The 21046-nt window shown below is 53.4% G+C and carries 27 protein-coding genes; 3 read left to right on the top strand and 24 right to left on the bottom strand.

Going from position 1 to position 21046, the window contains the following annotated elements; translation table 11 throughout:
• Nucleotides 1-65: 65 nt before the first annotated feature.
• The 9 genes from EB241_RS17680 to EB241_RS17645 all read right to left on the bottom strand — a co-directional run bounded on the left by EB241_RS17680 (nt 66) and on the right by EB241_RS17645 (nt 6682).
• Nucleotides 66-287: a hypothetical protein gene (locus EB241_RS17680; protein ID WP_124234417.1), complete on the bottom strand. Its 222-nt coding sequence runs from the start codon at nt 285-287 to the stop codon at nt 66-68.
• A gap of 371 nt (nt 288-658) precedes the next feature.
• Nucleotides 659-2326 (bottom strand): terminase large subunit, encoded by a 1668-nt coding sequence (locus EB241_RS17675; RefSeq protein ID WP_124234416.1) that lies wholly within the window; start codon nt 2324-2326, stop codon nt 659-661.
• Nucleotides 2304-2660, bottom strand: coding sequence for a phage terminase small subunit P27 family (locus EB241_RS17670; RefSeq protein ID WP_124234415.1), 357 nt, complete (start codon nt 2658-2660; stop codon nt 2304-2306). Before EB241_RS17670 ends, EB241_RS17675 begins: the two co-directional genes overlap by 23 nt.
• A gap of 129 nt (nt 2661-2789) precedes the next feature.
• Nucleotides 2790-2948, bottom strand: a complete 159-nt coding sequence (locus EB241_RS21175) for a hypothetical protein (protein ID WP_199737388.1) — start codon at nt 2946-2948, stop codon at nt 2790-2792.
• Nucleotides 2935-3378, bottom strand: a complete 444-nt coding sequence (locus EB241_RS17665) for an HNH endonuclease (RefSeq protein WP_124234414.1) — start codon at nt 3376-3378, stop codon at nt 2935-2937. The genes EB241_RS21175 and EB241_RS17665 overlap by 14 nt, the downstream gene beginning before the upstream one ends.
• Nucleotides 3378-3680 (bottom strand): head-tail connector protein, encoded by a 303-nt coding sequence (locus EB241_RS17660; protein WP_124234413.1) that lies wholly within the window; start codon nt 3678-3680, stop codon nt 3378-3380. Before EB241_RS17660 ends, EB241_RS17665 begins: the two co-directional genes overlap by 1 nt.
• Nucleotides 3670-4893 carry a phage portal protein gene (locus EB241_RS17655; RefSeq protein ID WP_124234412.1) on the bottom strand — a complete coding sequence of 408 codons (1224 nt, stop codon included), beginning with the start codon at nt 4891-4893 and terminating at the stop codon, nt 3670-3672. Before EB241_RS17655 ends, EB241_RS17660 begins: the two co-directional genes overlap by 11 nt.
• A gap of 1 nt (nt 4894) precedes the next feature.
• Nucleotides 4895-5458 carry an HK97 family phage prohead protease gene (locus tag EB241_RS17650; RefSeq protein WP_124234411.1) on the bottom strand — a complete coding sequence of 188 codons (564 nt, stop codon included), beginning with the start codon at nt 5456-5458 and terminating at the stop codon, nt 4895-4897.
• Nucleotides 5459-5500: 42 nt separating this feature from the next.
• Nucleotides 5501-6682 carry a phage major capsid protein gene (locus EB241_RS17645; RefSeq protein ID WP_124234410.1) on the bottom strand — a complete coding sequence of 394 codons (1182 nt, stop codon included), beginning with the start codon at nt 6680-6682 and terminating at the stop codon, nt 5501-5503.
• A 315-nt stretch (nt 6683-6997) separates the two neighbouring features.
• Here EB241_RS17645 and EB241_RS17640 point away from each other — a divergent pair, with 315 nt between their 5' ends.
• Both EB241_RS17640 and EB241_RS17635 read left to right on the top strand, forming a co-directional pair.
• Nucleotides 6998-7690 carry a hypothetical protein gene (locus tag EB241_RS17640; RefSeq protein WP_124234409.1) on the top strand — a complete coding sequence of 231 codons (693 nt, stop codon included), beginning with the start codon at nt 6998-7000 and terminating at the stop codon, nt 7688-7690.
• On the top strand, nt 7687-8106 hold the full coding sequence (locus EB241_RS17635; RefSeq protein ID WP_124234408.1) for a hypothetical protein: 420 nt from the start codon (nt 7687-7689) through the stop codon (nt 8104-8106). Before EB241_RS17640 ends, EB241_RS17635 begins: the two co-directional genes overlap by 4 nt.
• Before the next feature lie 276 nt (nt 8107-8382).
• Here EB241_RS17635 and EB241_RS17630 read toward each other — a convergent pair whose 3' ends face one another.
• From EB241_RS17630 to EB241_RS17615, 4 genes are read right to left on the bottom strand one after another with little or no spacing between them, the layout of a single operon-like run.
• Entirely contained in the window at nt 8383-10128 is a 1746-nt protein-coding gene (locus EB241_RS17630) for a DNA primase family protein (RefSeq protein ID WP_407644284.1), read from the bottom strand.
• On the bottom strand, nt 10125-10493 hold the full coding sequence (locus EB241_RS17625; RefSeq protein ID WP_124234407.1) for a hypothetical protein: 369 nt from the start codon (nt 10491-10493) through the stop codon (nt 10125-10127). Before EB241_RS17625 ends, EB241_RS17630 begins: the two co-directional genes overlap by 4 nt.
• Nucleotides 10490-10708 (bottom strand): hypothetical protein, encoded by a 219-nt coding sequence (locus EB241_RS17620; protein WP_124234406.1) that lies wholly within the window; start codon nt 10706-10708, stop codon nt 10490-10492. Before EB241_RS17620 ends, EB241_RS17625 begins: the two co-directional genes overlap by 4 nt.
• Nucleotides 10701-11153 carry a host cell division inhibitor Icd-like protein gene (locus EB241_RS17615; RefSeq protein ID WP_124234405.1) on the bottom strand — a complete coding sequence of 151 codons (453 nt, stop codon included), beginning with the start codon at nt 11151-11153 and terminating at the stop codon, nt 10701-10703. Before EB241_RS17615 ends, EB241_RS17620 begins: the two co-directional genes overlap by 8 nt.
• 133 nt (nt 11154-11286) lie before the next feature.
• Here EB241_RS17615 and EB241_RS17610 point away from each other — a divergent pair, with 133 nt between their 5' ends.
• Nucleotides 11287-11478: a toxin-antitoxin system HicB family antitoxin gene (locus EB241_RS17610; RefSeq protein WP_124234404.1), complete on the top strand. Its 192-nt coding sequence runs from the start codon at nt 11287-11289 to the stop codon at nt 11476-11478.
• 148 nt (nt 11479-11626) lie between these two features.
• Here EB241_RS17610 and EB241_RS17605 read toward each other — a convergent pair whose 3' ends face one another.
• The 11 genes from EB241_RS17605 to EB241_RS17555 all read right to left on the bottom strand — a co-directional run bounded on the left by EB241_RS17605 (nt 11627) and on the right by EB241_RS17555 (nt 21033).
• Entirely contained in the window at nt 11627-11836 is a 210-nt protein-coding gene (locus tag EB241_RS17605) for a helix-turn-helix domain-containing protein (RefSeq protein ID WP_233592642.1), read from the bottom strand.
• Between the two features lie 172 nt (nt 11837-12008).
• Nucleotides 12009-12647, bottom strand: a complete 639-nt coding sequence (locus EB241_RS17600; protein WP_124234402.1) for a hypothetical protein — start codon at nt 12645-12647, stop codon at nt 12009-12011.
• Nucleotides 12644-14068 carry a tyrosine-type recombinase/integrase gene (locus EB241_RS17595; protein WP_124234401.1) on the bottom strand — a complete coding sequence of 475 codons (1425 nt, stop codon included), beginning with the start codon at nt 14066-14068 and terminating at the stop codon, nt 12644-12646. Before EB241_RS17595 ends, EB241_RS17600 begins: the two co-directional genes overlap by 4 nt.
• 367 nt (nt 14069-14435) lie before the next feature.
• Nucleotides 14436-14654 (bottom strand): ogr/Delta-like zinc finger family protein, encoded by a 219-nt coding sequence (locus EB241_RS17590; protein ID WP_124234400.1) that lies wholly within the window; start codon nt 14652-14654, stop codon nt 14436-14438.
• Nucleotides 14655-14720: 66 nt separating this feature from the next.
• A complete protein-coding gene (locus EB241_RS17585; protein ID WP_124234399.1) occupies nt 14721-15890 on the bottom strand; it encodes a phage late control D family protein in 1170 nt (389 codons plus the stop codon).
• Complete coding sequence (locus EB241_RS17580) at nt 15887-16402, bottom strand: phage tail protein (RefSeq protein ID WP_124234398.1); 516 nt, start codon at nt 16400-16402, stop codon at nt 15887-15889. The genes EB241_RS17585 and EB241_RS17580 overlap by 4 nt, the downstream gene beginning before the upstream one ends.
• Before the next feature lies 1 nt (nt 16403).
• The gene (locus EB241_RS17575) at nt 16404-18860 is read right to left on the bottom strand and encodes a phage tail tape measure protein (protein ID WP_124234397.1); all 2457 of its coding nucleotides are present in this window, start codon (nt 18858-18860) and stop codon (nt 16404-16406) included.
• The gene (locus EB241_RS17570; RefSeq protein ID WP_124234396.1) at nt 18853-18993 is read right to left on the bottom strand and encodes a GpE family phage tail protein; all 141 of its coding nucleotides are present in this window, start codon (nt 18991-18993) and stop codon (nt 18853-18855) included. Before EB241_RS17570 ends, EB241_RS17575 begins: the two co-directional genes overlap by 8 nt.
• Before the next feature lie 14 nt (nt 18994-19007).
• Nucleotides 19008-19286 (bottom strand): phage tail assembly protein, encoded by a 279-nt coding sequence (locus EB241_RS17565; RefSeq protein WP_124234395.1) that lies wholly within the window; start codon nt 19284-19286, stop codon nt 19008-19010.
• Between the two features lie 56 nt (nt 19287-19342).
• Nucleotides 19343-19852: a phage major tail tube protein gene (locus EB241_RS17560; RefSeq protein WP_124234394.1), complete on the bottom strand. Its 510-nt coding sequence runs from the start codon at nt 19850-19852 to the stop codon at nt 19343-19345.
• 11 nt (nt 19853-19863) lie between these two features.
• On the bottom strand, nt 19864-21033 hold the full coding sequence (locus tag EB241_RS17555) for a phage tail sheath protein (RefSeq protein WP_124234393.1): 1170 nt from the start codon (nt 21031-21033) through the stop codon (nt 19864-19866).
• Nucleotides 21034-21046: the final 13 nt, after the last annotated feature.

The raw sequence follows: 21046 nt of genomic DNA, 5'->3' as shown, positions 1-21046 counted from the left end.
GCTGCTCATCTGTGGGTAAAGAAAAAGGCCGCAAGCGGCCCTTTTCTTCTTAACACATTGAGTTATCAGACTATCACCTCCTCATCCATTTTGTCTCTGAGAAGTTCAACCCGCTCCATCAATATCCATATCAGACAGTCTCTCGCCACGGTGTTGGTAAGTTCGGTTATAGCGAACACCAGCGCACGGCATTGATCAAGTAGCTCTGGCTGGGATATATCGGTTGCCGTAAACATCCCATCAAGGCATTGCGCTGAAGGAAGCTCCGGGAGTGTGGTTGTGATCATGCTACAGTCCCTGTTGTGAATGCTGAATATTCACCACAGGCCGCTGCTAAACGACGGGTGGTGACCTGAACAGGGTTAGCAGACCGGTCACAACAGAACCCGGCGAGCCTTGCGGCTCCCCTGCCCAGGCCACCATAATTCAGATGTGCCAGTGCATTACACACAAAAACCGCTGGCGCGGCTGTGCGCTGTTGTGAATTCAGGCTGCTAAACCCGGCTACCCGATATGGGGTAACGTAATGATCATAATGCCAGTCAGTGACAACAGGCAACCATTTTTGGCTGCAAATTCATCAGGTAACAATTAAATTGTTACAGGCAATAATAAGAACTCCCTGCATTATTTATTAACGCCTGAGCATGTCCTATGGTTAAATCCCGGTGAAGGCCGCCAGGCGCTGCCTGTGTGCCTCGGACACATCAAAGCTGAAATCTTCATGCTCTGCCTGCCAGGTGCCAAATGCCATCAGCGCGGCGATGGCCGGGTCAATTTTGTTGGCCGATTTCTTTTTGTTTGGCTTGATATTGGCGTTCGCGTCACTCTCCATCACCACGTTATCCACTGCCCAGGCCAGCACCGGATCGCCGTTGTGCCGGATAACTTTTCGGTTAACGAACACCTCCAGCGACTTCGCCACCGGGCTGAATTTAAGATAAGTCTGCGGGAACGGCTCCACGTCAAGCCCTGCGCCCTGTAACTGGGTACGTAAATGCGTTGCGTTCCAGGTGTCAAAGCCCACCAGCTTTATGCTGAAGATTTCAGCATCGCGGAGTATGTCGTCCCGGATACGGTCATAATCAATACAGTCGCCCGGCGTGATACGTAACCAGCCAGCCGCGGCCCACTGGCGGTAGATGGCGCGGTTCTTATTGGCGACATTGCTTAACTGTACTTCCGGCAGATAGTGACGGGTCAGAAAGCGGATTTCACGCTCAAACGGAAAGGCATAGCAGACGCTGGAAATATCGCTGGTTGAGGACAAATCCAGCCCGGCGTAACACGCCATGCCCTGCAAATCTTCTTCACCGTAATCACTTTTGCAGGCTGCCCAGGCACCGGCTCCCATCCACGGCGTCGCCCCCTGGCACCAGATGTTAAAGCGTTTGGTCAGCATCTCCACCCACTGCGAGGGTATGCCCCTGGCCTTCTGGATGGTGTCGGCCAGCGCGTCACCGTCAACGGAAATATTCAGGTTGGGATTGGCTTTCACCCACAACGACGGGGAGTCAATCTCGCTTTCGTCGTCCAGCTCGTAAATAAGGGCAAAAAGAGAATCATTGATTTCTTCACCGGCCAGTATCCGGCAACAGTAATCATAGTGCTGCTTACAGGCTGAAACGGTATTGCTGCCTGCGGTGGTGATGGCAAAAAGCAGCCCTTCCGGCCGTGCGCCCATGCCCAGTTCAAGCGCGGAGTACACGCCGTTATCCGGGTGCAGGTGGTATTCGTCCACAATCGCCAGGCCGGGGTTGGTCCCTTCAATGGTCGCCGCTTTGGCGGCCAGCGGCTTCAGCAGGCTGTTGGATTTCGTGTAAATCATTTTATGCTGTTGAATGGTCAGACGACTTTTCAGCGGTGCCGATAACAGGCACATCTGACGGGCATCATCAAACACGATACGGGCCTGGTCCCGGCTCACGGCGGCGGTGTAGATATCCTGCTGGCCCTTCTCCATCACCAGAAACCATAAAGCCAGTATCGCGGCCACGGTGGACTTGGCATTTTTGCGCGGCACCTGAATATAGGCGCTCCTGTACTTCCTGCGACCGGTCGCCTTTACCCGGAAGCCCAGCAGGCAGGCAAAGGAAAACTGTTGCCAGGGTTCCAGCTTCACCGGCTGGCCACGCAGTGGGCCTTTGACATGCGGACAGAACGCCGAAAAGGCCATAAACCGCTCCACCGTCTCAGTATCAAAGGTAAAACGGGGGTCATTCAGGTCAGAAAAATACCTGTTTACTGCCTGTATGACACGCTTACAGGCCGGAATGACACCGGTTTTAACCCCGTGGGCGTAGTTATTCCAGGGCTGACAGTCCATCTTTTTTTTCCGTACTGACAGGGTGACGGTTTCTGCTCACCGTGTCAAAACCCAGCAGCGACGACATTTTAATCATGATCCGCTCTGCGTCAGATTTGGCTTTCAGTGCCGGGTTACTGGTTGCCGCACCCCGTTCCCCCTCCACGGTAAACCCGCGCACGGCAAGGTCCGCAACGGCTTTCCGGTAAATTGAATAATTGACGCAATACAACTCCAGGCTGTTCCAGTCGGCGGGCATCAGGTCTTTTCTTTTCGCCAGGTGTTTCGCTTTTGTTTCCCATTGCTCCACCGCAATTTCATCAAGATAGGCGGGGGCTTTTGGCGGTCTTGCCATAATTTGTTGTTTCCCTGTGACTTTCTGCTGTTAAAAAAAATGCCGCGCGTAAAAATTTGAGGGGGCGGGCGGTTCCAGAAAGGGAGGCTTTTGTCCTGAAAACCTCCCCCACCCCATCAGACCGGGCTGTCAGCGGTTGCGGAATGCGGACCTGATGTCCCGGTCACGCTCAGTCATGCGCCGCGCTGCGTGGCGGCTGTTCGCTCTGGTACGCTGTGAAGTGAACTGGTCACGTTGGCGCAGCAGTCCGGCCAGTAGTTGAACCTGCTCTTTCTCATTCGTCGCCATAGTCATATATCCAGTGATTGCGCAGGCGGGCGGCTTCCTCCTGCTTATGGAATGCGCCAGCCATTCGCTTCTGTTTGGTCATCGGGTCAACCTGTACCGTCTTGCGATTGTGGTGGGTCTGGCAAAGTGCCTGGTGGTTGCTGGCAGGCCAGAACAGCACGTCACCTTCTCCATTAATCGGAATGATGTGATCCACGATGGTAGCGGGCGTGTAGTCACCGGCTTTAAGGCAGTGAACACAGAGCGGATTCGCTTTAAGAAAAAGTCGGCGGTATTCGCCCCAGCGGTTGGAGTAACCCCGCTGAGTGCGCGTTCCTCTCCGGCTGTCGGACTGGCGGCGCTCTTCGCGCTTATGCTCGTCACATTTACCGGCTTTAACCCGGACATTACAGCCCGGTTCGGTACAGCGGCGTAAGGGTTGCCACGGCATCAGTACACACCCACATCACGATAAACTGACCACAACGCGGAAATCGCCATCGGCACTTCACTCTTTTCCACCTCGCTGATAGTGGTGCGGTGTTCATACAGCTGTGAGGCGTACATCATGCAACCCACCTTCAGCGCCGCAGTAAATTCCTGCTCTTCAGGAATGCGCTTGCCGATATGCTTCTGGCAGACCTCCAGCGCGGCCTCGATATACGCCTGTATCAGCGCGTCTTCATAATCGTAATCATCATCAATGCGACAATGCCTCTTTGCCTCGCTCAGCGTTATCAGCTCACTCGCCATCGTTGCCTCCTTCAGCACTTTTCACTTCAATATGCTGTTTCCATGCCTGGCTGAACTCGTCCCCGCCCTCACGCGGTGGCATTCCCTCACGTTCACGGGCTTCATTCGGACACATCACCCCGGACTTAATCGCCGTTTCGTAACTTCTGAAACGTTCAGCCGGGTTAGCCCTGAGTAAATCGGCAGAATCAAATTCAACCTGATAGCGAACACCGGGAACCGGAGACGCCAGCAACAGCGCTGATTTAACCTGCTGTTCAAAGTTGGCCAGCCAGGGGCGCATGGTCATGGTGAGAAAGGCGCGGCTGGCCTCGCTGAAATTGCTGTACGTGCTGTTGCTGTATTCCTGGAGAAAGATGGGGGAAACGTTGAACATACGGGCGATATCTTCAATGGTGAAGCGGCGGGAGGCCAGCCACTCGGCATCCTGATTGCTCATACCCAGTGCCTGATAATCCATCCCCCCCTCAATAACCGGCGTTTTACCCGCATTCCTGGCCCCTTTGTAGCGTTCCAGCGCATCAAGGGCTTTTTTGCCGTTCGCCCCATCAAGCCAGTCGGCCGATTTCAGCACACCGGAAGCCATCATGCCGTTCCTCATCACGCTGGCCCCGTGCCGTTGCTGGGCAAGACCAAGCCCTAACGTTTCGCGGCAGATGGTGACCGGAGAACGCCCCAGAAAGCCATCATCAGTTGCATAGCGAAGATGCAACATTTCTTCCTGAAGATACGTTCTCACCGCACCGGTGAAAGGTTCCGTAACGCTGTATTTATAACGATGTTCGCCAGTGCGTTCAGGCACCACGGAACCGGGCGGATACGGATGAAGGGAACAGGGCTGGCCGTCACGGCCCCAGCGGATAACCGCATAAGCGTTACCGTTCAGCAGACAGTGGCGCATCATGGTACGTTTGAACTGCCAGGCGGTCTGGCAGTCGTTGGGCTGCTCATTCAGCAGGAGATCCACCGGATGATCGCCCAGCCATTCCCGCGACTCGCGGCCATTTTTATTTGTCACCCGGTACAGATAACAGGGCATGGAGGCCACCGCCTCACTGATGACCGCAACGGCATTCATCACCGCTGGCAGGGACTCCGCCGTACCGGCTGAGACGTACTCCCCTGAGCCGGTATTGGGTATTCCGGCCATTGCCAGAAAATCATCAATGGTCATGCTGCGTCGTTCGGCTTTACGGCTGAAAGGCCACCACATATCACAGCCCCGCCAGTTCGGCCTGACGGCGGCGCATATCGGGGTTCAGGCCGTTCAGTTCAGGATGACGGGCCAGCAGGGAACGGCGGGCAATCTCAACGTTGCTTTGTGTATAGGCGGGCAGGCTGGTAACGGTAATTTCCCGCAGGTCGGCGGCGGTCACGGTGCGGATATAAGGCGGGGTCGCAATGTTCCATTCCTCACTGAGCGCCCGGAAGGCAAAACTCATGCCGGAAATATCGCCACGCGCCACCAGCGTAAGCACATCGCGGCCCGCCTGGGTATCGGGTGGCGTCAGCTCAAAACGAAGGCCCGTATTATCTTCGTTGAGGGTCAGTGTGCCGGATGTGGTACGGCCCAGCAGCCGGGTATAATCATGTTCATACAGTGCGCGGCAGTCTGCCCCGCTGGCGAGGCTCTCCTTAAATGCTCCCGGTGCGAACTGTTCCCGGAATTCATCGCAGATAACCTCTGACAGGCTGTTCCAGCGGATGGCATAGCCCACCAACTTTTTATCGGCGGTGCTCAGTTCAGCGGTGCGGATTTCATAATCATTATTTTTCATTGTCAGATCCCATAAACAATAACGGGGCCACCGCCCCGGCAATTATTCCGACGCGGCGCCAAGCTCAAGCACCTTGATTGCTCTGGAATCCACCAGCCCGCCACCCAGATATTTATCGGTGTGGACCTTATAGAAACCCGGTTCAGTAATATTGTCCGGGCGGGTTCGCACGCCGGTGGTGTGATCGACAATGTAATAACCACGCTTAAAGTCACCCACGGCAATAACAGCCGCGCCCGGTTCACTGACGCCACCATTTATCTCTGACATGTTTTCAAGATAATAAACAGGTCTGCCCAGCAGCGTATCCGGTGAACCCTCAGTCAGACGGTCACGCCAGATATAGTCACCGTTATTATTTTTAACTTTTTGCAGCGCGGCAGCCCATGACGAACTCATTACCCATACCGCATTTTTGCGGTATTTCGCCTTCAGCTTATAAATTAAATCAATCAGGTCATCCGCCTGGACGGCATTGACAACCATTTTTTCCAGCGTGCCGAAAGGACGGGTTTTATCATTCTGCTCTGCACGGGGATAAGACAGAAAACCTGTCGCCTTTTTACTTCCGTCACCGTTCACCAGATCGGTTTCTTCCGTTTCGGTAAAGGTGTCGCTGATTTCAGAAGAGAGCCAGCCCAGAATATCCACATCACTGAAATCCAGTATTTCCTGAGTGGTTTTTGGATAAGCATAAACCGGGAACAGTTTAATGCTCACTTCTTCCAGCTTCGGCGTACCGGTTTCGGCACGGGCCTTACCTTCTTCACCGTGATTAACCACCGCGCCGCCAACGGATACCAGCTTTTTATATTCGTTACTTTTGGTGGTTTTGACCGTGGCGATTTTACGCATAACGGACTCGTCATTCAGCTGGCGCATGATTTCGCGGTCCAGCTCAGGGATAACGGTATAACCGCCGTCAGAGCCTTCAGCCGTGGATAAGGCGCGGGTTTCGCCGGTCAGAATATAATGGCGGAGTGCATCGTTGGATATATTCTTTCCGTCAACGGGCCTGCCCGGCTGGTGGCGTTCTTCATCGGCCAGCACTTCCAGACGGGAAATATCAGTATCAAGGGATTCGGCCTGGGCGCGGAGTTCGTCAAACTGTTTGCCTTCGTCGGCGTTCAGGTTGCGTTTTTCCTCAGTGGCTTTATCCATGATGGAATGCATCCGGGTTTTGAGGGCGGCTTTTTGCTGGCGGAGTTCAAGCAATTTTTTCATGTTGTGGTTTCTCGTAACGATAAGTGTTGAGACGTGAAACCAGTCCGGGAGGGGGGAGGCCGTCAGTTGTGAGGAACGCTATGTCAGCAGCGAGGCAAACCTGACGGCCAGTGGCGGCTCACGTCTGAGTGCCACACACCAGGATATAGATGAAAAACAGAAAGAAAACCCCCGTCAGAGACAGGGGTAAGCGCGGGTAAACATGGGTACGGATAATTTACAAAATTTGATACAGTGAGCAGGAAAAATACGTGACTTAACAAGTTAAGCAATATTTTATTAAATTGTCCGATGGAATAATCATAAGGAAATGAAATGAGCAAACGAAGTGAGATTATCGATCCAAGCGAGTACAGAAAAGGTGTGACCGGATTGATGTATACAGAGCTACTTGGTTGGATAGACCTTGGACATGCTCTAGGTGGTGACATTACCAGAACGCTATCAAAATTCCGCCAGGGAGAGATGAGCCGTAAACCTTATTATCTGGTTCAGTACGAACAGATCATGCGGGCCGGAAAGTTTGCCACGGGGCGTTATATTGGCTGGAATATTAAGCGAGGCCGCTCTCAGCATGAGATACACAGTATTCTTCTTGCCATGGTTATGCGCACCGCCGTCCTTTTCGAAAACTGGCAGGCTCAGCCCTGGTTTAGCTGGTACACCGATAGTGGGTTCAGTGGTGAAGACCTCGTGTCCGATCTACTGGGCTTTTACAGTGTGGTACGCCCGATGAATTATATCAATATGATCCAACCAGTCAGCAAAGAAGCAGCTCTAAGGCGCTGGGATCACTATGGCCCTATAGGTAATTTCAAGAACAAAGGTTTTAAGCCTTTATTGTTTCCAGATCCTGCAATAGAAAATGTTCCACTGACCCCCTACAAAGCGAACCTTCCAGGCTTTATGACCGCAATAACACCCTTCACTGACTTCAGATCAGGTATTGTTCGCATCATTGATAAAGCCTCTATCCTGAACGAATACCGGGGGTTTCGCATACCATGAGAAAAGTAATCTTAAGAGTATTGGGCATTCTGTTAATCCTGCTTGTAGCGATTGAGCTAACCACTTGTAGCATTCAATCTAAAGCCGAAAGGGGGGAAGGATACAATCAAAGCGACTCAATTTTATATCATATAATCACGGACAGTGATATTAAAAAAGCCCCTCGTATCAGCCATGATTATTATTTCAAATACCAGGCCCGCGATGGCTCAGCAGCAGAACAGAGTACAATTATTTTTCGTAAAACCACTGATTCATCATCTCTGAAACCGTACCTTGCAACGCTAGGTTATCACTTTGCAGAAAAAGAAGGTGATAGCGAACATTGGGAAAAAAATAGCTCAGTGTCCTCCAGCTACTATCTATGGGTCAACAGAGAAACGAATGAAGTTGGTCTTTCGAAAGCAACATACTGAGCAACAGTAAATCAGGAAAAATAAAGTTTATGCGTTTAAGTGTCCACCTCTCCACTTTTGAGTTTTTATCATTGTTTATCAGATAATTAAATGGTGGTCAGTTCTTTTTTAACTCTCCGTAAGTCTCCTCTCTAACCCTCCACCCTCTGCTTTTGTTAAAAAGTGGAGAGGTGGACAGTTAGTGGAGAGTTATTATTAAAGTCTCCACCCATTAACTTAATGTTTTTTATTATTTATTCCTTAAGGTGGATAGTAGTGGAGACTTATTTAATTACTTTAATTTTTAAGCCCTGTTGCCAGAGGGAGCCACTCGTCAGCATCACTGTTCAGGCTAATGTTGGAGCGCATGTTCCCTTTTGTGCTTTTCTTCCTGATATACTCTTTCCCGTACTCGGCCATAGCCCCCGGCATATCCGATCCAAAGCGGGTTAATGATACCGGCTTGCTCAGGCCATTACTCTGCATGTACGACAGATAAGCATGGTAAAGGTATTTACGGGGGCTGAATGGCACTACAGAAGCATTGCCAATAAACATGCCGTCACACTGTACTGAGGCCAGCAGATACCCACAGAAATCCACCAGCGAATCACCCTCACGCTTAATGGCTAATGCCTCCTCTGATTTCTGCTGCTCAAACAACAGCGTTCTGGCTTCGTCCTGGTCAGCAAAGCGCGTCAGCAGGTGCCGGATGATGACCGGAAGCTCTGCCTCAATTTTTTCCGACAACATTGGATCACGCTCATTCTCCGGCACCACCTGAGAAAAGTTAAAAATGACGCGCCGCCGTGATATGCCACCGCTGCGGTCACTGAATGACATGGCGTTATTGTTGACTGCCAGCACAACAGCCGGTATCCGCATTGAATAGGGCTGTCTGTACTTTGGGTTGACTGAAACCTTATCGCCACCCGTGATCGCTTTCAGCCCGGCACCATCACCAACGTAGCGCGTCATATCTGGCATGACGATAAGCGAATAACCTACCAGCAATTCACGCTCTTTCGGATTCTCCAGCGCTGACATGCTGGCCGACTGCGTATTGCCCTTACCCGCCAGCATGGTGCAAATTTCAGCCATTACGCTCTTACCACTGCCACCAGCCCCGGTTACCTCAAGGAACAACTGCCAGTCGTAGCGGTTAGCCATCACCATATACAGCGCGGCAAGTAGTCGTGCCGCCTTTCTGTCATTCCCTGCGGTGGAATGCTGTAACCAGCGCCAGAAGTTGGGGGAGTGCGTCTCCAGACTTTCACCATCTTTTGCCTGTCCAAATTCCACCTCGCTGGCGATAAGTAACCAGTATTCAAGTCTGTGTTCCCGGAATATGCCTTCACGGGTATCAAAAACGCCGTTACTGAAGCCGATAAGGTTTCTTGCCGTGGCACCCATTACCGGCAGGCTCAGTTTCATGGTATCCACGGCGTTCTTCATCGCCGCCATTGAGTAGGGAACATCTGATTCACGGAAGATTACCGCCATTTCCCGCGCCAGCGCGTTATCACTGACTGGTTGCCAGATTACCCCGTTATAGTGGTGAACAGTGTCAGAGTCGCCATGCAGGGCTAACAGGCCATCATAGTGCGCCAGCAATACTTCGCCGCGCTGGCTTGGCCCCATATGTGCCAGTGACGAGGTGGCCGCTTCCGTGGGATGTTTCTTTTTATCCGGCTTCGCTGGCGGGAAAAGACGGTTGATCCGCCCGGTGTCGGTCAGTACCGTTTTAATCCCTTCATCGCCAATATATTCAGCCACCAGCGCGATCCGGTTCTCCTTCTGCTTACTGATGTCAGTATGAATAAGTCCACTTTCACACAGTTCCTCATAGGAGGGACCGGAACCCGCAACAAAACTCTTAAGGCGTTGCGCCAGTGCGCCGTATGACGTGGATTTATCCTTATGCCGTGCCGCTGCGGCGTTGGTTGCTTTTTTATCTACCGGATGTCCGTTTACCCAACTGTAGACGCAGGAAAACAGGCTATCAGACATCTCTTCAGGTCTGATTGGGATGACCATGCTCATTTCGGAATACCCCCGCACATCTGAAACTTACCGATCAACGGGTGATACCAGTACGCTGAACCATACTTGCGCTTTGCCGCCCTAAGCACCAGCCGTGCCGCTTCCCTGAACTTTTCATCATGAACAATAAACCCGCCGCCCTTCTGACAAATAATCATTACGCCCGTATTCTGCGCAAGCTCTTCGGCCTTTTTGGTGCTGAGACCAAATTCAGCCGCCAGTGTGCTTACCGGTGACATGCCTGGCGGGATTAACCCGCCCTGGCTGGCCGTTAAAGACCTGATCTGACCTTCCAGCAACTCAACCTTATCCACCAGATGATCAACCTTTCCGGCCAGTTCGTTAAATTTGACGTTACTGATCACAGATCACCTCCTGCTGTTTCAAGTTCTTCTGCCAGTTCTTCAGCACGTTCAGACGCAAGAACACAGAGATCGATAATGTGCTTTTGTGCGGCTTCATCGCCTTTCATTTGCAGGTAACAAATAGCGTCAAGTAGTGCGCTGGTAAGCATGGCGTTGTAAGCCAGGCAAACATTGGTCCGGTATGTATATTTAGGTTTAACTTGTTCGTTACGCATGAAATACCTCAACCAGCTCACAACCACGAATAAACCCCTCCAGCGGGCGGCTGTGGCTCGCCAGCGGATATTGCTCATAAGAGAAAATCACCCGGTCTTCGGTCAGCTCACGGATAACCAGCAACATGCCGCTTGCGCGTTCAATGTAGCGATCGCCAGGCATTGGTGATCGCACCGGGGCGGCCTTAACAGACTCAAAAATATTACTGCCTGTCAGCAACCACAGCGTTGATGAATACGGATCACTCCATGCGACCGACAGCGGACTGTCCGTTCGGATTTTGGCGGCAAAGGTCAGATCCCAACCGGGAAAAGTTTCCCGCGCTTTCGTTTCACTTGTGGCCTGAGTACGCAGTACAACCGGCTTACCGGTTGTGCCACGAGGTATGGCAAGGAACAGCCATGTAAATTCAGGGTGAGTTTGGGTATGCTGTTGTATAGCCATAATGTAAGCCTCAATTACGTTGTGGTTAGACGCCCTGTATGTGTTGCGAGCACTGCGGGGCGTTGTCATTTTTAACTTCTGCGTGTTAGTGTATGGACCTAACAACATTGATACTATTGTAACGGGTCCATACATGTCAACTATCAAGCGTGACAGAAGTCCAAAAGGTGCTGGTAAGTCACCTATTTTTAGTGTGCGTTTAACGCCAGAATTTAAAGAGCAACTTGATGAAGCCTCAGACAGGTCCGGTGTCAGCCTGGGTAATTGGTTGAAAGAATTGGCGCGGGCAGAGTTGCGGCGGCAAGGTATTGAACCGAAGGGCTGAATTAAATCTTTCCACCAACTCAATGAGGGGGTACCACCAGCATTATTGCCCCACTCGATCAATGTGCTATCCGGGCTGGCGTAATAACTGCTGTTGTGACACTGGCGGCCCGGCATGACCGCCTTTGTTTTATTCAACATATCCCACCTCATGCCGTCTGAACACGGCGAACCGATTCAAGATAGGTATCCAGATCGGACCTGAAATAGATAACTTTGCGGCCAATCTTGTGATGGGGAATTTTCACCTTTCCGGTATGCGCCCAGTTAGCCAGCGTCTGAGAATTGACACCAAGATATATGGCCGCCTCTGCGCGTGTGAATTTTTCAAGGATTGCTGCTGAAGGATGGACTCGCATAATTATCACCATGTATACAGAATTAATGTTGGTGATAATTTATGTTTGATATTCAAATAAGTTAAGGTGTGATAACCACTAAACAGAACAGCTAAGTAGTTTCACAATCGGGCAAGTACTTAGGGTTATAGTTAAGTACTTTACTGGGTGGTTAAGTACTTAACTACCTGCATTACTGCTTAACGACCAAATCATAATTTTTTATTTTGGGTGAGTGTTCAGGATTTAGCCCCGAATTTTTTAGCCATGTTTTAATTGTTCCTGGTTCTGGAATGCCTCTATATTTTCCATTCAAGTATTCATATATTTTCCTTGAAAGACTTTCCATGCTGGCACCGGGAAACTCCGCCCACGTATCAGCTGCAATTTTTAACGCACCATCCTTATGGATACTGGTTCGCGCTTTCCCACCTTTACTGTTAATTTTTCTTTGCTTTATTTGGTGTTTAATGCCTGCAATTTTTTCACTGTAAGACTTCGAAACAAAATAGTCTACCGCAATTTTATTGACGGTTGCAGATAACTCTCTAAACCCCATGCCATATAAAATCATTATAGCCTTATGTATATTTTCACTTTCCTTGTCTGAACCACTAGAAAAATCTGAATCAGAAATTAATTTCATACATATTTCATAACGTTTTTCCAGCGCCATACCTTGAATATCTTCATAAGATAGACTCTTTTTACTTGTACTGGAAAAAGAAGATATTGTGTATTGCTCAATATCAATTACATCACCACATTTTTTAATGAATTCCTCGTAATATTTCAAATCATCTTCCAATTGCTTAATGGTTTTTTTCTTCACAGCCCACCTCTTTTATTTTCATATTCTGAAAGCTGAAAAATTAACTTCCTTTTTTCTTCATCGCTTAAATTTTGCAGCGCGGAAAGTAACCTTGAATCAATAGTTTTCTTGCTTTCAACTAACCCAGCGAATTCAAGTATTTTGTGCTCAATCCTTACCGCTGGCTCCTGAAGTTCATCAGCACTGAAGTATAAATACCCCTGAGTGACATCCGCGCTTCGCATGGTGCGATGATTCAGCAGGCGTTTGAGTATATAGTTACCAACGTTCACCAGTTCCGCTACTGTTCCGAAAGTTCGCCGCCCGTCATGCCATTTAAACGGTATCGGCTGAAGTCCTTCAGGATTAGGCTCAGGAACGGTAGCCGCGGAGATGCGATCAATAATATGGCGAGTTTCTTTGATCGTACTTTTCGTTCCCGGAAAAACAAAACGCCCATTACCAGCCTGAAACCTTAACCGGCGACGAAATATTTTTAGAAGACTTTCCGTCATAGGGAGTTCGAGCGGATCGCCATTTTTGGTTGTGTCTATCCAGAAATAGCGACCCGTCATATTAACCCGCTCCCATTCAAGCCCCAGGATTTCCTCTTTCCTTAGTCCGGTAAAGATCACCATTTCTACAGCATCACAAACCGCCGCTGCAAAATCATCACGACCGTCTTCCGCAATCTGGCGAACGGCACTAATTGCAGCAAACCAGCGGGGAAAATCATGGGTACGGATACGCTCAATTTTTCGGGTGGTTCCATGCCATTTGCGTTTGGTACTTAAAACCGTAGTTGGTGGGTCTGGCAGAAGTGTTTTCCCGCTATCATCACGATAGTGATCATATGCGAAACGACAAACAGCCCGGAGAACTCTGGCCCAAAGGTCAGCCTGGGCTTTGCTTCCAGAACCGACTCCGGCCCTTAATGTTGTCTTGTCTTCGCCAAACCAAACTGTGCCATCAGTAATTGCTTTATGCCGTGCCTCAACGCGCTCACGGCTTGCAGAGGCAAGCGGTTGTTTAAGCCAGTCACCGGAAAAATTCTCAAGTGTCGCTCTATATTGAGAAACCGTGCTGGCTTTGATCCTATGTTCACGATTGGCAATATAGGTATTGAGCGCTTCAGCCAGGGTAATCGTGGCTTTGCTGTCATTTCGCTTCTGAATATTGGGATTTAAACCGGAAGTGGCAACCTCCCCCAGCAATTCAAGTGCCTTGGCGCGCGCATTCTCTACAGACAGGTCTGGAAACCGGCCCAGCGTTGCCCGAATAAATTTACCGTTTCGCTTGCGGGAAATGCAGAAACTTTTTACTCCCGAAACGCCGATCCGCAGCCTCAGCCCATTAACAATAGAATCTCCATACTCAACCTGACCACGTTCAGCAGCAGGCAGACTTTCCAGTTTAGTCTTCGTAAATTTGAACGTTTCCACGCTTTCCCCGTTACCATACGATTAAGGTATCCTGAGAATCGCTTGGACGCTCCAGGATACCTATAGGATACCACAGGGGGGTAAAATGAAGTATTTCTGGTTATTTACACAGTAGCAAGCACTTGCTTATATACTTGAAAAGTATATCAAAGTATTTTAAATTAATCGCTTGGTCTCTAACTCATAATCGCTTGGTCGCTGGTTCAAGTCCAGCAGGGGCCACCAGATTTAATGATGTAAATCATGCAGTTAAGCCACTTCGTAAGGAGTGGCTTTTTTGTTTATGGGGGTTAGTGTCGCAAAAGTGTCGCCGCACTTTTTTGCCCTCCTGAATTCAGGTACAAAAAAACCCGCTTTCGCGGGCCTGTCAGTGAAGCAAAGATGGCTGTCTGTCATTATGCGTGAAGATCGGCACCTTGTTAGTTTGGCCGGGCGAAACGATCATCCCTGCGATACTTTCGTGGGTTTTGAAAGTACAACTGCAATTGATGTTCTGACACTGGTGATAACGTTCTTTGGTTTCGCGTGAGATATAGCGGCTGCTTTTGGCATGGGCGGCGGTCTGGCAAAGCGGGCAATGCATCATGGGGGCGTTCTCCTTGTGTACCCTGCCTTAATAACTAAAACCTACAAAAATAACAACACAATTCACTCAAAGTGAATCATCATTATCTGATTCCGCTTCATACTCAACATCCGACAGCAGCACCTCAAATTCCAGCGTTGTCGTATAACCGCTGCCGCTCAGGCTGTGCGTCACCTTACTGATAAGCCACGGCTGCGCGTCGATCACCGCCTTGAACCCGCTGACCTGCACCGGCGTTTCCGGGAACAGATCCGCCCGGCCCGTTGCCAGCGTCAGCGAAAACTCCGCGACGCCGCGCTGAAGTTTTTCCCACTTTGCTTTTGCGGCGCGCATCGCGGCGGATTTGGTGGCGTAAACCGTGGTCAGCGCAAAGACGTTATCCTCCGTACCGGCCAGATAATCCCCCTCTTTTGCCTCCGGTGTTTTGGTGGCTGTGGCCTTTCCCTTTTTTGCCGCCGGATGCTCAAGAGCACGCAGGTGCTGCTCTTTCGGCTTGCGTTTCACCTTCACCTGTTTCGGCGTCGGGTCTTTGGTGTGCAGCCAGCTGGCCGTCACGCCGGTATACGCGCCCCGGTCGGCAATGCTGAAGCTGTGCCGGTCACCGTCCTGCCGGGTAAGGGTCATTTGCGGAATGGCTTTACCGCTGGCCGTTACCCCGCTGCCCGGACGCAGAAACAGCAGTTTCCCGGCCTTCACTGCCGCCACCGCGCCGTACAGCGTGGCAAGCCGCGTCACAAAGGCCGCGTCGCTTTCCTGCGTCTGGTCGATATGACTGACCGGCAACGCGGCAAAGCCTGTGGCAAGCACCGCCGTCAGGCTGTTACGCCCGGCAATCTGCGCGACCACCTCGCCCAGGGTGGTGTCATGATATGAGGCTTCACGCCGCGAGTTGAGCGAGCCGCGAAAGTCCACGCTGCGCGCCCGGATGGTCATGGTGTCCGGCGCGCCGTGGTGCTCCACCTCGTCAACGGTGAAGTTTCCCTTGCCGGTCAGCGCCTGCCCCTGCCAGCCGAGAAACAGCGTGATCACCGCGCCGCGAACCGGCATGGCCAGCTGCCCGTCGGCGTCATCCAGCTCAAGATCGAGCTGGTCAGCCTCAAAGCCCCGGTTATCGGTCAGCGTCAGCGACATCAGCCGGTCGCGAAGACTGGCGGTCACGTCTTTCGCGTTGACCGTCAGCATAAAGTCAGGCGCAATCCGCGCCCCCGCCGGGATTGCCATGCTGCCGGTACTCATGACAGCAGCCCGCCGACGGTGGTAACGGCGGTTTTCGCCTGATTAATGGCCGAGGTAAGCTGGCCCGACAGACTTCCGGCCCCGCTAATCAGCCCGTCTGCCTGCTTTTTCAGGTCGCCGAACATCGACGTTAACGAGTCGTCCACGCGCTTCAGACTGAGGGTGAAGGTCATTTTCTGCGCGCTGCCGTTACTTAAAAACTCGCTGTGCGTCGCCGCAAAGTTCTCCGTGACAAACATACCGTACACGGTGCCGTTACCGCCAATCAGCGGCCACGCCCGGCCCTCGTCGGCCAGCAGCTTAAAGCTCAGTAACGACACCGCGCCGCCGGTGACTTCCGGTCGCAGCTCGCCGGTGAGGGTGATTTTCTCATCGCCGACGCCGAGGAACTGCGCCGAGGCCCGCTGACCAATGCGGCTGTTGGTCGGCCAGCGGTAATCGACGCTCTGCTGGAGTTCAGAGTAAGGCAGGGTCTGGCGCATAAACGGCAGCAGACCGTAAATCATCATCATATTATTCCCATCCCATTTTGCTGCGCTGCTGCGCCTGGCGGTTGCGGTCGTTGCGCGCCTGCTGCTCTGCAATCAGCGCCAGCGCGTCGTCCTTGCTCATGCCGGGGTGCATATGGATATCGTACTGGTAACTGTTCTGGCTCTGGTCCTGATAACCGCCGCCCGCCGCCGGGGATGATACCGGCTGATACGCCGGACCGGTGTCGGCCAGGCTCCACGGCAGGCCGTTCGGCGCAACCGGATCGTGCTTATCCTGCGTGTTATCTCCCGCCACCTTGTCTTTAAGCCCGTCGGATTTGCTGTCGATCACGCCGAGCTTTTCCAGCACCCAGTCAATGCCGCTTCTGAGCTGGTCCAGCGCCTGTCCGGGGATTTTCAGCCCTTCCGCCAGCAGGGTGCCGAACTGTTTACCCATGTCCCCGGCGTTCTTCAGTTCGGCCTGGGTCGATTTCACCGGCTCCAGCAGCCGGGTAAACCCATCCCACAGCCCGGTAAGCTTTTGCGTCACCCACTCAAAATCCGGCTTCAGGCCGGAAAATGCATCTCCTATCGGCCCTGCGGCAGCGGTAAACCCGTCGGCCACGCCGGAAATGAACGCCCTGACCGGCTCCCAGTATTGGCGGATAAGCAGCGCACCGGCAGCGACGGCGGCAACCACCGCCACCACCGGCCAGCTGATCGCCCCCAGCGCGGTGACAATGGCGCCGCCCGCCACGCTGAACGCGCTACCAAGCAGCCCTGCACCGGCGACCAGCGCATTTACCCCCGCCATTACCGGCCATGCAACCAACCCGATTGCACCCAGCGCCCCCACCAGAATCAGCCCGGCCGTGGCGGCTTTGGCAACGCCTGCGGCCAGCGCCGGATTGCGCTGGATCCAGCCGTCCACTGTCAGCAAAAAGGCAGTGGTGTCCTGGGTTAACTGGCGTAATGTGCCGTCAAGCTGGTCATACAAATCGGTGCCGATGGCCTCCTGCGCGGACTGAAGCTCTTTAAAGTCGCCGCCGAGGTTGTCCTGCTGTACGCTGACCAGCTTCGCCGTGCTGCCGTCCGCCCCCTGAAAGGTCCGGGTCAGGTCATCCAGCAGGCCACTGGTCGCCCCCTTCATCAGCGTCACCGCTGACGATGCAGCTTCCTCGCCAAAGATGGTTTTCAGGTACTCCGCCTGCTGCGCGGTGCCGAGTTTGTTTTTTTCAAAGGATTTCTGCATCTCCTTCAGGATGGTGAAGAACGGTCGCATATTGCCTTTGCTGTCGGCGGTCCTTACACCCAGTTCTTTAATCGCCTTTCCTGCCTCGCCAGTCGGTGCCTGAACACGCAGCAGCATGGCGCGCACGCCGGTCCCGGCCATGCTGCCGGTTGTCCCTTCTTTTGCCAGCGCGCCAATCATGGCGGTGGTCTGTTCCACGCTGACGCCCGCGTTTTTCGCCACCGGCGCAATATAGGTCAGCGCGTCGTTCAGCCCGTCAAAATCGGCAGCGGTTTTGTTCAGCGTCGCCGAAATCACGTCGCCGAGGTGCGCCACCTGTGAGTTAGCCAGACCAAAGGCGTTCTTCGTGCTCATCAGGAGCTTTGCGCTTTCCTCCATCGTGCGGTTGTTGGCAAGCGACATCTCCAGCGTCACCGGCGTCGCCGCCTTTATGTCGTCCACCGTGCCGCCCGATTTGGCGATGATAATCTGTGCCTGTGCGGCGTCGTTGGCCGAGGCGGCGGTGTTGTCGCCGATACTGCGCGCCTGGGTTCTGAGCGACTGAAAGTCAGCGGAGTTTTTATCGAGGCCGAGCGTCGCCTGAAGCGTGGAGTTTGCCAGCGCAAAGTCATAGCCGGGACGCAGTACCGTCGTGGCCGCAAGGGTGCCGACGGTGGCCGCGCCGACGCCCGCCGCTCCGGCGTTACGCACGCGCCCGGACAGCTCCTGACCTTTACGGTAGCGCTCGCCGGTCTGGTTAAGGCGCTCCTGCTGCTGGCCGAGGCGCTGTAACTCGCTTTTCTGGCGGCTCAGGCTGACGGTGGCCTGGGCGGAAGCCGTTCTCAGCCGCTGCTGTTCGCTGGCAAGGCTTTTGGTGGAAATGCCTGCGGCGTTCAGCACCTCGCGCTGCTGCTGTACCGACAGACGCAGGCCGTTGGTTTTGGTTTGCAGCTCAGCCGCCGCCTGCCGGGCCTTTTCCAACGCACGGGCCTGGGCGGTGGTGGGTTTCTCACTGTTTTTAAACGCCACGGCCAGCGCCGCCGCGTCGGCCTTCGCCTCTTTCAGCTTCTGCTGTGTGACCGCCAGCTGGCCGCTGACCTTACGAAAGCCGTCAATCTTTGCCGCCTGCGCATCCAGCTCTTTGATGCTGTTTTGCGTTTCACGAATGCCGCCCGCCAGCTTTTTCGTCTGGTTCTGTATCGCCTTAAACGGGCGCGTCGCCTGGTCTACCGCCTTCAGCAGCACCTGAAGTCTGAGGTTATTACTCATCGGGTTGTGCTCCGCTGCGAATAAGCGCCTTGTGCCGCCAGTCGATTAGCTCACCGAGCGGCATGGCGTACAGTTCAGACGGGGGCCAGTGAAAGACGGTGGCAATGTCCGCCATCAGGTCATTCACCGTCATCCCGCCCGGCCAGCTTATGCGTCCGACTTCGGTGACAAAAAACCGATCACCTGCCCGGCCAGCGCAATCAGGTCCGCCGGGTCAAGGTTCATACACTCCGCCTTTGTCAGCGTGGGTAAGGTGATGCGCGGCAGCACGGTAATCAGCGCGTCCACGTCCGAGCCAGCAAGGTCGGCCAGCCGGGTGCCACGCAGCGCGCCCGCGTTGGGTTTGATGATTTCAACGGTGGTGACAGCCTGCTCGCCCCGCATCACCGGGGTTTGCAGGGTGATAATGTTTTCGTGGTTTTCCATGATTCTTCTCTGCGTAAAAAGGGAGTGAAGGCCAGCGCCGGGCGCTGGCCAGGGAGTTAAACGAGGCCGATATTTTTACGGCGCTGCTCAAGCAGATCGGTACCGCTGACCTTCTCCACCATGTTCAGGGTGTCGATTTCAATCAGTTCTTTACCGTTGAAGGTCATTTTGTAATAGGTGCATTTGGTGGTGATTTTGGTTTCGGTATCCTCGCCCTGTTTGGCCTCGCCAAAATCAAACGCCTGGTGTCTGCCGCGTACCTCAATCTCCACCGCGATTTCCGCGCCGGTGTCGTCGCGCTGGTACGAGCCGGTAAAGCGCAACGGTACGGACGTTGCCCCCCACTGCGACAGCACCAGATCATCCAGCCCGCCGATGCTCCATTCCATATCCAGCGCGTCGTCGTCAAGGCCCATATCAATATGCGCCGCGCCGCTCATGCCGCCGCCCCGGAACGGGTCCAGCTTGCGCGACAGCTTCGGCAGCGTGACGCTGGTGACCACGCCCTGATAGCTGTTGGCATCGTTAAACAGATTCATCCCCTTTAGTTTTCGTGGCAGTGCCATTCAAAAAATCCTCAGCTGTTAACGGACGCGGCGAAGTTCGCCAGATACGTATCGGTGATGCGCTGACGCAGGGTTAAATCTTCCAGCGGCGGCACGGGGGTATAGTCATAATCAATCACCAGCTTGCCCGCCTTCAGGGTCGCGGTGTCATTGGCCGTTTCGTCATACCAGCACGATGCGCCCAGCAGATAACCGGCATTAATCAGTTCGCGGAATTTGGCATTGATACCGGCGATAATCTCGCGCACCAGGACCGGCGTCAGCGGCTTATCAACGGCCCACATATGCGCGTCGGCCATCGTGTCGGCCAGCACCTGCGCGGTGCGGGTGTAGTTCTCAAAGGCGAACAGCGGATCGTCGCTACAGGTGCGGTTTCCCCAGAAGCGAAAGCCGTCCTTGCGGATAAGGGTGGTCACACAGGCTTCATTCAGCAGATCGGCATCGGTGCCGGTCTGCTGTAAGTCCCAGAATACCCCGGCAGAAATCCCGGTCACGCCGTTCACGCCGACATTGGACAGGGTTTTATGCCAGCCGGTGTCATTGTCGATTTTTGCACGCAGGCCCAGCGCCCGCGCCGTGGCGTAAGCGGTTTCTGAGGCGTTGGCGGTGGTGTTCCAGGCGATAAAGTCCGGCCAGATAACCATGATTTCGCGCTGGCTGAAGTTGTCGCGGTATTTCCTCGCCTCCGATACGGTTTTGCAGTTCCACGCCGAGACATAGCAGAAGGCGCGGAGCTGTTGCGCGATGCTGACAAGCGCGGTCGCCACCTCCAGCGAGTCGAGGCCCGGCACGCCGAGAATGCGCGGCTTAACGTCAAGCTGGCTCTGTGCGCTTAACAGCGCCTTCATGCCGGTGTACTGGCCGTTCTCGTCGGTGGTGCCGATGAGATTGGAAATGGTTTCGGCGTCGGTTGCGCCTTCGGCAACGCGCACCACCACGGTGACAGGCTTTGACTGGTCAGCAATCGCCTGAAGGGATGCGGCCAGCGTGCCTTTGGTTCCGGCATTGCCGATGGCGGATAACACGTTGGTCAGCAGCACCGGGGTATTAAGGGGAAACGAAGTCGCGTCGGCATCGTCGGCGGTACAGACCAGCCCGACGATAGCGGTCGAAACGGTGGAAATGGTGCGCGTGCCGTCGTTGATTTCGACGACGCGGACACCGTGATGATAATCAGACATCTGAAGCACTCCG

The sequence above is a fragment of the Erwinia psidii genome (assembly GCF_003846135.1).
GTDB classification, from domain to species: domain Bacteria; phylum Pseudomonadota; class Gammaproteobacteria; order Enterobacterales; family Enterobacteriaceae; genus Erwinia; species Erwinia psidii.
Note: the sequence above shows the minus strand (reverse complement) of the source record. Positions and strands in the feature narration are given on the sequence as shown.

Excerpts from the sequence above, each read along its gene's own strand:
- EB241_RS17665 (WP_124234414.1), bottom strand. The coding sequence starts at position 3,378 with ATGCCGTGGCAACCCTTACGCCGCTGTACCGAACCGGGCTGTAATGTC.
- EB241_RS17580 (WP_124234398.1), bottom strand. The coding sequence starts at position 16,402 with ATGATGATGATTTACGGTCTGCTGCCGTTTATGCGCCAGACCCTGCCT.
- EB241_RS17645 (WP_124234410.1), bottom strand. The coding sequence starts at position 6,682 with ATGAAAAAATTGCTTGAACTCCGCCAGCAAAAAGCCGCCCTCAAAACC.
- EB241_RS17670 (WP_124234415.1), bottom strand. The coding sequence starts at position 2,660 with ATGGCAAGACCGCCAAAAGCCCCCGCCTATCTTGATGAAATTGCGGTG.
- EB241_RS17655 (WP_124234412.1), bottom strand. The coding sequence starts at position 4,893 with ATGTGGTGGCCTTTCAGCCGTAAAGCCGAACGACGCAGCATGACCATT.
- EB241_RS17640 (WP_124234409.1), top strand. The coding sequence starts at position 6,998 with ATGAGCAAACGAAGTGAGATTATCGATCCAAGCGAGTACAGAAAAGGT.
- EB241_RS17560 (WP_124234394.1), bottom strand. The coding sequence starts at position 19,852 with ATGGCACTGCCACGAAAACTAAAGGGGATGAATCTGTTTAACGATGCC.
- EB241_RS21175 (WP_199737388.1), bottom strand. The coding sequence starts at position 2,948 with ATGGCGACGAATGAGAAAGAGCAGGTTCAACTACTGGCCGGACTGCTG.
- EB241_RS17660 (WP_124234413.1), bottom strand. The coding sequence starts at position 3,680 with ATGGCGAGTGAGCTGATAACGCTGAGCGAGGCAAAGAGGCATTGTCGC.
- EB241_RS17610 (WP_124234404.1), top strand. The coding sequence starts at position 11,287 with ATGTCAACTATCAAGCGTGACAGAAGTCCAAAAGGTGCTGGTAAGTCA.
- EB241_RS17570 (WP_124234396.1), bottom strand. The coding sequence starts at position 18,993 with ATGACGGTGAATGACCTGATGGCGGACATTGCCACCGTCTTTCACTGG.
- EB241_RS17605 (WP_233592642.1), bottom strand. The coding sequence starts at position 11,836 with ATGCGAGTCCATCCTTCAGCAGCAATCCTTGAAAAATTCACACGCGCA.
- EB241_RS17565 (WP_124234395.1), bottom strand. The coding sequence starts at position 19,286 with ATGGAAAACCACGAAAACATTATCACCCTGCAAACCCCGGTGATGCGG.
- EB241_RS17680 (WP_124234417.1), bottom strand. The coding sequence starts at position 287 with ATGATCACAACCACACTCCCGGAGCTTCCTTCAGCGCAATGCCTTGAT.
- EB241_RS17615 (WP_124234405.1), bottom strand. The coding sequence starts at position 11,153 with ATGGCTATACAACAGCATACCCAAACTCACCCTGAATTTACATGGCTG.
- EB241_RS17620 (WP_124234406.1), bottom strand. The coding sequence starts at position 10,708 with ATGCGTAACGAACAAGTTAAACCTAAATATACATACCGGACCAATGTT.
- EB241_RS17650 (WP_124234411.1), bottom strand. The coding sequence starts at position 5,458 with ATGAAAAATAATGATTATGAAATCCGCACCGCTGAACTGAGCACCGCC.
- EB241_RS17555 (WP_124234393.1), bottom strand. The coding sequence starts at position 21,033 with ATGTCTGATTATCATCACGGTGTCCGCGTCGTCGAAATCAACGACGGC.
- EB241_RS17675 (WP_124234416.1), bottom strand. The coding sequence starts at position 2,326 with ATGGACTGTCAGCCCTGGAATAACTACGCCCACGGGGTTAAAACCGGT.
- EB241_RS17585 (WP_124234399.1), bottom strand. The coding sequence starts at position 15,890 with ATGAGTACCGGCAGCATGGCAATCCCGGCGGGGGCGCGGATTGCGCCT.
- EB241_RS17635 (WP_124234408.1), top strand. The coding sequence starts at position 7,687 with ATGAGAAAAGTAATCTTAAGAGTATTGGGCATTCTGTTAATCCTGCTT.
- EB241_RS17590 (WP_124234400.1), bottom strand. The coding sequence starts at position 14,654 with ATGATGCATTGCCCGCTTTGCCAGACCGCCGCCCATGCCAAAAGCAGC.
- EB241_RS17575 (WP_124234397.1), bottom strand. The coding sequence starts at position 18,860 with ATGAGTAATAACCTCAGACTTCAGGTGCTGCTGAAGGCGGTAGACCAG.
- EB241_RS17630 (WP_407644284.1), bottom strand. The coding sequence starts at position 10,128 with ATGAGCATGGTCATCCCAATCAGACCTGAAGAGATGTCTGATAGCCTG.